Below are 9,435 nucleotides of genomic sequence, written 5' to 3' on the forward strand. Positions count from 1 at the left end.
TTTTTGAGCTTTCCAAACGCCTTTTTAAAAGCTTTCCACCCGCACGCTGTCCGGTTCCCCGCTGCGTTTTTGCTGGTACATCGCTTTTATTTGGCTTTCGAAGAGCTGCTGTCTTGCGCGACAGCTTATTTATAATACCACACTTTCGCCTAAAGTCAACACCTTTTTTCAAAATTTCTTTCAAGTTTTTTCAAACTTCTTTTTTAGTCCTTCCCAATATCCATGCAAGCACCCTCCGGGCCGCAGTTCGCACACCAAGCCAAAAGCAAATGTCCCCCCTGCCGCCAATAGCATCGCCAGTGCAGAATGCTGCAAATGCAGCAAGCAGCCGCCCGCAATTACTGCAGCCGGTACGCTCCACCATATACAGTAAGTCTTCAGCTTAACGGCACTCCCTTGCATCCAGCGGCAGACATACCAGTATTTCACCACCCCTTCCAGCAGCGCCTGCGCACAAAGTGCATACAGCATCACCAACCGACTGCCCCGCATAACAAACAGCAACACCAGCATAACCCCCAGTGCAGCTTCGCGATACAGGTTATCTTTCTTTTCGTTCCCCGTCATTTGCAGCACCCCGCTGCAGGGTCCAAGTGTCGCAATCAAAATAAACACCAGCGCACACCCAACAAACTGTTTGGTGTAAGGCAACAGCTCTTCCGCCAGAATCGACAGCAGCACCTGCGGATAGCCCACCAGCACAACTGCCATACTGCCGGCAAATAACATTTGAATCCGCATAATGGACGCATAGCACTGCTTGATTCCCGCTTTATCCCCTGCATGATACATGCGCGAAAATTCTGGCAGAAACACTTTTGCTGTTGGACCAGAGATGAAGTTGACAAGCTTTTTTACCATCAGCACTACACTGACAATTCCCGCTTCAAACGCGCCTGTGAAAAAGTACTGCAAAAGGATTGGCATTTGCGAAATCAACGCCTGTATCAGATCCGCCCGTTGATAGCTCCCCCATTTGCGCAAAGAAAGTTCCTTCGAGATATCCCTCCGGGGTTCTCTGTCCCGCTTTATCAGGAAAAGCACCAGGATTCCCGCGTATTGTATCACATACAGCGCCAGCAGTGTGCCAAGCGAGAGTCTTTCCGTTTTATATAAAACCAGTATTCCCAATACAAGGAACAGTCTTCCCAGCACATACTCTCCGAATAAGGCACATCCCGGCTGGCCTTGCGCCATCATTGTGCTGCTATGGTCCATTACCAGAAGTTCCATCCCGGTAATTAGTGCTATGACCGTGTAACCGCCCCGTCCTTTTTCCAACGCCAGTACCAACGCTAATGTCGTCAGAACTGGCAGCACATAACAGCTGTAATATTTTGCCTTGAACCGGCGCAGCTCTGTTCCCTTATTTGATAAGTAAAAAGTATTGCATTTCGTAATACCGGAAAACAATACCCAGTACACAAGATCCGCCGCACTGACCCAGGTAGAGTAAGTTCCGTATCCCGCAAGGCCCAGCATCCGGGTGATCATAACCTGCAGCAGCACTTCCAGCACTGCACCAAGCCCTTTTAATATTACACTAAGTAGAAAAACGATACTCAAAATATTTTCTCCATACCAGAACTATGCTGCCCAGAAAAACTGATACGGCATCGTCCCGCCAATATTATTTATCAGCAGCCGCAAAACATATTGGAGGCCCGCCGCCACTGCCAACCATTGGATTGTCGCAGCCCGTCTGCGCGGGCAGTTTATATACTCCAACATGCGTGGAAGCAATACGATCAGGTACGGCCCAAACAACGCAGCCATCCGCGCCGCAGAGGCTAGCCCAAGGTTCAGCCCGTACAGCGAAAGTGCCGCCATTGTGAGAAATAGTCCCTGCGGTTCCTTGGATTCCAGCTTTTTGCATTCCTCTGGTGTCATTTTGTAAAGAACAAAGGCAACCAACAGAGCATAAAACGCACCAACCGCAATGGATTCCATTCTGCTGTTGCTCTTCGTAAAATATTTTGCCAGCGCATAGGGCAGCAAATTTGCCACGCGCCCCGCCACAACCGGATATGCTGCGCCCAAAATGCAAGCTGCCATGGTACAGTACAACACATGGCGATATTTCCACCGCCGGTTCACCAACCAATACAGCGGCAGAAAGACCACTGCACTTTTGTGGAACGATACTGCCATCAGAATTTGCAAAAAGTACGGCGCAAGTTTTCGCTCCTTGATCCAGTGGAATGCCGTATAACCCAGTAAAATTGCAATCGCATTGCGGGCCACATTCATTTCTGTCTGATAAACACCCAGCGTAAGGTAAAGCCAGATACTCAGCATAGCATTGGGGGATTCCCGCCGCAGCCAGCGGTAAAGCAGCGCTATAATCAGCGCACTGTTTGCCACTGTAATCCACTGTGGCGCAGGCAAATAAATGCTGAGGAGCTTATTCAGCAGGCGGTACCCAGGTTCCAAGTCCAATTCCCATGTCCGGCGGGGCGTTGGGTAAAGCTGGGCGGCAAACAGTTCTTTCCACGAAATCTGTGGGAATTGTTGATAAATGCAGACATAATACTTGGTATCCACACCAACAGTCTGTGCCCGCATTGCCATAAAAAACCACAGCATCACACAGGACATGGCCAGTGCCACACGCTGCGCGCTCCTGCCCTGCCGCCGTGCCAGCACGCAGAGGCGCGCCGGGTAGGCAAGCAGCAGGCAAAGCACAAGGTAAACACTCATTTTTTCTATCATGCTATTTCAAAACAGCGCCAGCCGCACCTGGTAGACGGCCGCGTTGATCCCGGCAGGCAGCAGCGCTGCGCACCCAAGCCCTGCACGCAGCAAAATATTTTGCAGGTTCGGTCTGCCTTTCCAACTGCTCAGCGCCTGCTTTGCCTGGTGTTTCTGCCCTGCAATCAGGCTTGTATAAATATAAACTGTCATCTTAAAATCGTATTTTCTCTGGATCGCCGCAATCTCGGCCTTGCTATGGTTCGGATTCTTCAGTTCCTCTTCCAAATCCTGCATAAATGCCTTGGCGTGGGCCACTTTTACCCGTGTTCTGGCGTTGGCTTCTGCCCCACGGTTATAATCCACGCAAACACGGGAGGCATAGGCAACACACGGGTTATTTCTCGCCAATCGCGCCCAAAGATCCAGATCTTGCCCGATTTTTTCACCCAGCCGGAACTCACCCGCCGCCAACAGTGCCGTGCGCCGCACCGTTGTGGCGGAGGTCCAGACAAAGTCATAACCCTTGCCCAGTGTTTCCCAGTAGCTAGGCAAACAGCCATTCGCCTGCGGCAGTCTGCGCGATTCCTTGCAGCGGCCATTGGCGTAGATAATACGGTAGGCCGTAACAAAGATATCACTTTGGGGATATTTCTGCACGATGGTTTCGATATTTTGCAGATAATCCGGATGCCAGGTATCATCAGCATCCAGAAAGCAGATGTACTCCCCCGCCGCCAGCTCAATGCCCTTGTTGCGTGCAGCAGATACGCCCTGGTTCACCTGCTGCACAACCCGGATCTTATCCGAACGCACCTCTTTGCATGCCTGCAAAGAGTGGTCCGTTGAACCATCATCCACCACGATCACTTCATAATCAGGGAATGTCTGTGTCAGAACGGAGCGCAGGGTGCCGGCAATGTAATGCTCCTTGTTGTAAAGCGGAATCACCACGCTGTATTTCATACACAGCCCCCCCCACATTTTCACTATCTTTTATGATTTCATAAGGTGCTCTACGTATATCTTAGCAGTTTCCTTAAACGATGTATAGATATTTTCGGTATATTTATAAGTGTTTTTCCTGATTTTTATCTAAGGCAACAACGCACAATTCCCGCCTTGCGGCTTAAGCACCGCTCCGGCAACTGCGGCACGGCATCTGCCGCACCTCGCTCGCCGTATCAGCACTTAGAATTATGCGGTATTGCCCTAAAATATCAAAAAATCATATTTTTGCCAGAATAGGCAAACTTCATTTCGGCTGCATACACACAGTCAAAAGGTTATCACATCTTCCCGGGAATTTCCATCAAGCTGCGTATTGACTATCGAGCTTTAAAAGAGTACGATAGTGCGGACAAGATGAAGGAAGGGATTTGTATGGAAGTTAGTCTTTTGCTGATGGAGCAGATTGCTCAACTATTCATTGTCCTGCTGATGGGGTACATTGTGGTCAAGGCCAAATTGCTAAAGTCCTCTGACAGCAAGGTGCTCTCTGTTGTTTTTGTGTATCTGATTATGCCTTGCGTAGTTCTGAATGCGTTTCAGATTGATGATACTCCTGAAATTCGTGCTGGGCTTCTGTATTCGATGGCGATTGCCGTGGGGATGCACGTTGTCTTTCTGGCGTTCGATACAGTGATACGCAAGCCGCTGAAATTGGATGCAGTCGAGAGAGTCAACATCATCTACAGCAATGCGGCAGCATTGGTTATTCCGTTGGTACAAGCTTTACTTGGCAGTGAGTATGTTGTATACTCTTGTGCCTTTGTCATCGTGCAGTTGATTTTACTTTGGACCCACGCAAGCGCCTGCCTGCAAGGGAGTACCAAGTTGGAATGGAAAAAGATTCTGACCAATGTCAACCTGATTGCGATTGTGGCAGGAGCGCTCTTGTATCTGTTGCACATTTCTTTGCCAGCGCCAATCGTGAGCACACTCAGCAGCGTAGGAAATATGATTGGACCTATGGGAATGCTGCTGGCCGGCATGGCAATCGCAGAGGTCCCGCTGAAAAAGGTATTTTGCACACTGCGGAACTACCTCCCTGTTGTGCTTCGTCTGCTGGTGGTTCCTGTAATTGTTCTTTTATTACTCCGGGTGGTACATGCAGCAGGTTGGATTTCCGATGGCAAGGCAATTTTGATGACAGTTTATCTCTCTGCCATCACACCCTCCTGTGCAACTGTCACTTCCATGGCTCAGCTGTACAATCGTGATGCGGCACATTCAAGCGCATTGTATGTTCTCAGCACGCTTTTGTCAATCTTCACCATGCCGCTGATGATCGGTCTGTTTGAAGTACTGATTTGAAATTTCTCATACAAAAAGCCCCTTCCCGCTGCATTCGCAGCCGGAAGGGGCTTTTCTATCGTGTATTCAGTCTGCCGCAGGGTACCCACGGCAATCGTTGGCAGTTGTTATTGCTCAACAGGGGTTGCCTGCTGCCCGCCGGAACCCGGCGCACGCAGTAACATTTTGCCAACTGCTAATTTCACGCTATTTTGTTGGGAAGATCTCTATTACAGCTCAGCGAAGTACTTAATGGTACGAACCATCTGGCTGGTGTAGGAGTTCTCGTTGTCGTACCAAGAAACGACCTGAACCTGATAGGTGTCGTCGTCGATCTTAGCGACCATGGTCTGGGTGGAATCGAACAGGGAGCCGTACTTCATGCCGATAACGTCAGAAGAAACGATCGGATCCTCGTTGTAGCCGAAGCTCTGGGAAGCAGCAGCCTTCATAGCAGCGTTGATAGCTTCCTTGGTGACATCCTTGCCCTTAACGACAGCAACCAGGATGGTGGTGGAGCCGGTGGGAACGGGAACGCGCTGAGCGGAGCCGATCAGCTTGCCGTTCAGTTCGGGGATAACCAGGCCGATAGCCTTGGCAGCGCCGGTGGAGTTAGGAACGATGTTCTGAGCACCAGCACGAGCGCGGCGCAGGTCGCCCTTACGCTGCGGGCCGTCCAGGATCATCTGGTCGCCGGTGTAAGCATGAACGGTGGTCATGATGCCGGAAACGATCGGGAAAGTCTTGTTCAGGGTGTCGGCCATAGGAGCCAGGCAGTTGGTGGTGCAGGAAGCAGCAGAGATAACCTGGTCATCCTTGGTCAGGGTCTTCTCGTTGACAGAGTAGACAATGGTCTTCAGGTCGTTGCCGGCAGGAGCAGAGATAACGACCTTCTTAGCGCCAGCAGCGATGTGAGCCATGCTCTTCTCTTTGCTGGTGTAGAAGCCGGTGCACTCCAGAACAACGTCAACGCCGATCTCGCCCCACGGGCAATCCTTAGCGTCCTTAATGGCGTAGATCTTGATCTCCTTGCCATCGACGATGATGGAATCCTCGGTAGCTTCGACGGTGTGCTTGTTCTCACCGATCTTGCCCAGGAAAGAGCCCTGAGCGGTGTCGTACTTGAGCAGGTGAGCCAGCATCTTGGGGCTGGTCAGGTCATTGATGGCAACAACTTCGTAGCCCTCAGCCTCAAACATCTGACGGAAAGCCAGACGGCCGATACGGCCAAAACCATTGATAGCAACTTTAACAGCCATAGTAAAATCCTCCCAAAGATTTTATATTCGGAACGGGGTTGAACCCGCCCCACCCAAGCGGCTTATTGCCGCTTTCCGGTTTGATTCTATTGTACCCCATTCCTGCCAAAACTGCAAGAGGGGCTGTTATTATTTTAACGCAAATTGAGCAAAAATTATGTTTTGGGCAAAAAAAGCAGCGGTTTTCAACGCCAATTTGGCGTATTGTCAATAACTGTATGGCCTTTGGCGGTATTTTTCGGGCATACTATCCTTGCCCTGGCACCGCGCCGGGGTAAATGCCACAGGTTTTGCCCCATTTATCACCACACGGAGGCTGCTGCCATGGTTCCACCTTCTGCACGTTTCCCCACCCGGCGCGCCGCCCTGGCGGAAGAAGCCGCCCGCCGGGCGCTGGCCGGGCTTGGGCCGGAGCTGGTTCTGCCGCAGCTGCGGGCGCAGACCGTGCAGGAGCTGCTGGCCCAGCCGGGCGGTGCGGGGTGCGAATTATGCGGCACGCTGCAAACACTGACCGGGGCACTGACCCAATGCGTGCGCCGCCGCCCCGGCTGGCTGTACGCCATGTTCCCGTCGGGGATCACCTGCCCTGTTCCAGCGCGCCCGGCGCTGGTGCAGGCCGCCGTCCTGGAAGCCTTGCGCCCTGTTTTGGCCTGCGGCGGGCAGGCGGTGCTGGAAGTAAAGCCGCGTTCCCGCGCTGTGCTGCTCTGCCTGCGGGGCGGTGCCCCCGCCGGGGTGCTGCCGCTGTGGCAGGCGCTGGCCCGGCAAAGCGGCGGGGCTGTGGTGTTTGACAGCGGAGCACAGTTTGCCGCGGCTGCATTTTTGCCCCTTTGTCCCGGCTGCCGCATACAAAAATCCCCCAGCACGCAGGAGCTGCTGGAGGATCGGTTCAGTCTGCCTTATCTTTTTTTGTCGGGTTACTGCGCGGGACCGTGGTAAGCATGGCCGCCAGCCCGCACAGGCCAATGCAGCCCATGGCCAGGCTGGTCAGCAGGGTTTGTTCAGAGACGCTGCCGCGCACCAGCTCAAAGATGGCCTGCGGCAGTTCGTGGCAGGTTGCAAAGTAAAACGCCAGGCTGCCGTACTGCTGCACCGTGCAGCCATAGGTACCGCCGGGAACATACAGCAGCTTGCACAGCATCCCCACACAAAGCAGCGCGCCCAGCGCCCCCAGCACCCGGAAGGTACAGCCAAGCCGCGCCGATGCCGCCGGGATGATGGAAAACCGCTGGATCAGCACCCACAACAGCGCCGCCGTAGGGATCAGGCACTGCACGGCGTTGGGCGGCATGGCAGTTCCACGCCCTTCCGGGGTCGAAAGAACCCGCCAGCCCATAGCGAAGAACCACACGCCCGCCGCCGTCAGCAGCACCATGCTGGGCCACACCACTGTGGCGCTCAACAGCTGCGAAAGCCCCGCCAGTACCAGCACAGTCCCCGTTACCGCCATCATAACACCCATCAGGCTTTTTCTGCCGGGGGCAATTTTTTCATCCGCCCTGCGGCCCATCACAAGCAGCGCCGCCGCACCAACCAGCGCGGTCCCCCAGCGCGCCGCCGATGGCCCCACCGTGGGAAAACTGGTTTCCGGGTCCGTAAACAGCGCCAGATCCACAATGCGCAGCGCCAAAAACACCAGGCACAGCGCTACCGCCGGCCACGGCGAATATTTGTTCTTTGATTTTTTCATAGGACAGCCTTTCCCGCCGGGCATAAATTCCCCTTGCGGCGAATACAATGGTAACAGGCTCCGGGGTCAAGATGCAAGACAAGCCCCGCCAGTGCTATTTATTATACGGTTCTCCGCGGCAAAATGCAAGGTTTTGCCGTGCGCCGCACCTGCCGGAATGGAGGGATCTGCCGTTTTGAAGCGCACACTGCTCTGTGCCGCCCTGCTTACCGCGTTAAGCACTGCGGTGCCGTTTCTCTGCCTGCTGTTCCCCAGTGTTCCGGTACAGGCTGCCCCCACGGTTACGCCGTCCGCCGCGCCTACTGCGGCAGCACAGCCGGAAAGCACTGCCGCGCCTTCCGCTGCACCCACATTTCCCCAAACCATCACCCTGCATGATGAAGCCAGCGGTTCCGACTTCACCATTTCCGCTGTGGATTTTATGGTCGGTGCTGCCGCCTGCGAGATGCCCGCAACCTGGCCGGACGATGCCCTGCTGGCCCAGATGGTTGCCAGCCGCAGCTATGCGTTGTACTTATCCGCTCAGGGGCAGAGCTTTACCGCCAACAGCGCTTTGTGCAGCGGCTGGACCAGCAGCGAGGTTCTGCAAAGCCGCTGGGGCAGTGATTACGCCGCCAACATGCAGCGCCTGCAATCTCTTGCCGCCCGTACCGGGCAGGCGGTGCTTTTATACAACGGACAGCCTGCCGCTGCCTGCTACCATGCCATCAGCAGCGGCCACACCGAAGCCAGCCAGAACGTGTGGGGCGGCCAGCTGCCTTACTTATGCGGCGTGGATTCCGCATGGGATAAGTTTGCCGATGGGTACGAAGTGACCATTCAGTACAGCGCCGAGCAGGTACGCACCGCGCTGGAAGAATTGGGCCTTACCCCCGATGATTCCCCCGAAAGCTGGGTCGGTGCTTCCACCTGGGACAACGCCGGGTATGTGCGCACGCTGGAGCTGTGCGGCCAAATGGTGAGCGGGCTGGAGGTGCGCAAGGCCCTTGATTTGCGCAGCACCTGCTTTGCCATTGCCTGGCGCGGCGGGCAGTTTGTCATCACCACACGCGGGTACGGCCACGGGGTTGGCCTGAGCCAATATGGCGCTAAAGCCATGGCCGAAGGCGGCGCGGGTTGGGAGGACATTTTGGGGTACTATTTTCCGGGAACGGAAATTGCAAGTTAGGAGTTAGGAAGTAGGGGTTAGGAGTTTTCTCAATAATTATAAATTAGGAATGAGCAATGAGGAATTGGAGGTAGAGATTAGGCATTATCTTTTATTCTTTAGCCGCAAGCCGCAATCTTCACCATTTCTGTAGGGAACGGTCTTGACCACTCCGGAAGCAAAATTGTATCCATCATATTCTTCCCTATACAAAAATCACCACGCCCGCAACTGGTCTTTGGGACCGGCTGCGGGCGTGGTGTATTCATCTTAGGCGATACCGCATAATTCTAAGTGCCGATACGGCGAGCGAGGTGCGGCAGCTGCTAAGCCAAAAGCGCAGATAATACTGGATG

General features: G+C 53.9%; 9 protein-coding genes. 3 read left to right on the forward strand and 6 right to left on the reverse strand.

The window, feature by feature from the left end; all coding sequences use genetic code 11:
* The 4 genes from C4885_RS16785 to C4885_RS13855 all read right to left on the reverse strand — a co-directional run.
* Window positions 1–184, reverse strand: a 184-nt coding sequence (locus C4885_RS16785) for a hypothetical protein (RefSeq protein ID WP_207657596.1), incomplete at its 3' end; no start/stop codon positions are given.
* The gene (locus tag C4885_RS13845) at window positions 181–1,566 is read right to left on the reverse strand and encodes a lipopolysaccharide biosynthesis protein (protein WP_114000901.1); all 1,386 of its coding nucleotides are present in this window, start codon (window positions 1,564–1,566) and stop codon (window positions 181–183) included. The genes C4885_RS16785 and C4885_RS13845, both read right to left, overlap by 4 nt.
* Before the next feature lie 21 nt (window positions 1,567–1,587).
* Complete coding sequence (locus C4885_RS13850; RefSeq protein ID WP_158538910.1) at window positions 1,588–2,700, reverse strand: EpsG family protein; 1,113 nt, start codon at window positions 2,698–2,700, stop codon at window positions 1,588–1,590.
* Between the two features lie 18 nt (window positions 2,701–2,718).
* On the reverse strand, window positions 2,719–3,657 hold the full coding sequence (locus C4885_RS13855) for a glycosyltransferase (RefSeq protein ID WP_158538911.1): 939 nt from the start codon (window positions 3,655–3,657) through the stop codon (window positions 2,719–2,721).
* Between the two features lie 417 nt (window positions 3,658–4,074).
* Between C4885_RS13855 and C4885_RS13860 the strand changes: the two genes are divergently transcribed.
* On the forward strand, window positions 4,075–5,007 hold the full coding sequence (locus C4885_RS13860) for an AEC family transporter (protein WP_114000904.1): 933 nt from the start codon (window positions 4,075–4,077) through the stop codon (window positions 5,005–5,007).
* 209 nt (window positions 5,008–5,216) lie between these two features.
* On the opposite strand, the gene gap is transcribed toward C4885_RS13860, so the two are convergent.
* Window positions 5,217–6,245: a type I glyceraldehyde-3-phosphate dehydrogenase gene (gene gap, locus C4885_RS13865; protein WP_114000905.1), complete on the reverse strand. Its 1,029-nt coding sequence runs from the start codon at window positions 6,243–6,245 to the stop codon at window positions 5,217–5,219.
* Between the two features lie 324 nt (window positions 6,246–6,569).
* Between gap and C4885_RS13870 the strand changes: the two genes are divergently transcribed.
* Window positions 6,570–7,181, forward strand: coding sequence for a hypothetical protein (locus tag C4885_RS13870; protein ID WP_114000906.1), 612 nt, complete (start codon window positions 6,570–6,572; stop codon window positions 7,179–7,181).
* On the opposite strand, the gene C4885_RS16540 is transcribed toward C4885_RS13870, so the two are convergent.
* A complete protein-coding gene (locus C4885_RS16540) occupies window positions 7,132–7,932 on the reverse strand; it encodes a hypothetical protein (protein WP_158538912.1) in 801 nt (266 codons plus the stop codon). The genes C4885_RS13870 and C4885_RS16540 overlap by 50 nt on opposite strands.
* Window positions 7,933–8,107: 175 nt before the next feature.
* Here C4885_RS16540 and C4885_RS16545 point away from each other — a divergent pair, with 175 nt between their 5' ends.
* Window positions 8,108–9,100, forward strand: coding sequence for a SpoIID/LytB domain-containing protein (locus C4885_RS16545; protein ID WP_158538913.1), 993 nt, complete (start codon window positions 8,108–8,110; stop codon window positions 9,098–9,100).
* Window positions 9,101–9,435 lie beyond the last annotated feature (335 nt).

Origin of the sequence: Subdoligranulum sp. APC924/74, from assembly GCF_003324125.1 — a bacterium.
In the GTDB taxonomy this organism is placed as follows: Bacteria; Bacillota; Clostridia; order Oscillospirales; family Ruminococcaceae; genus Gemmiger; species Gemmiger qucibialis.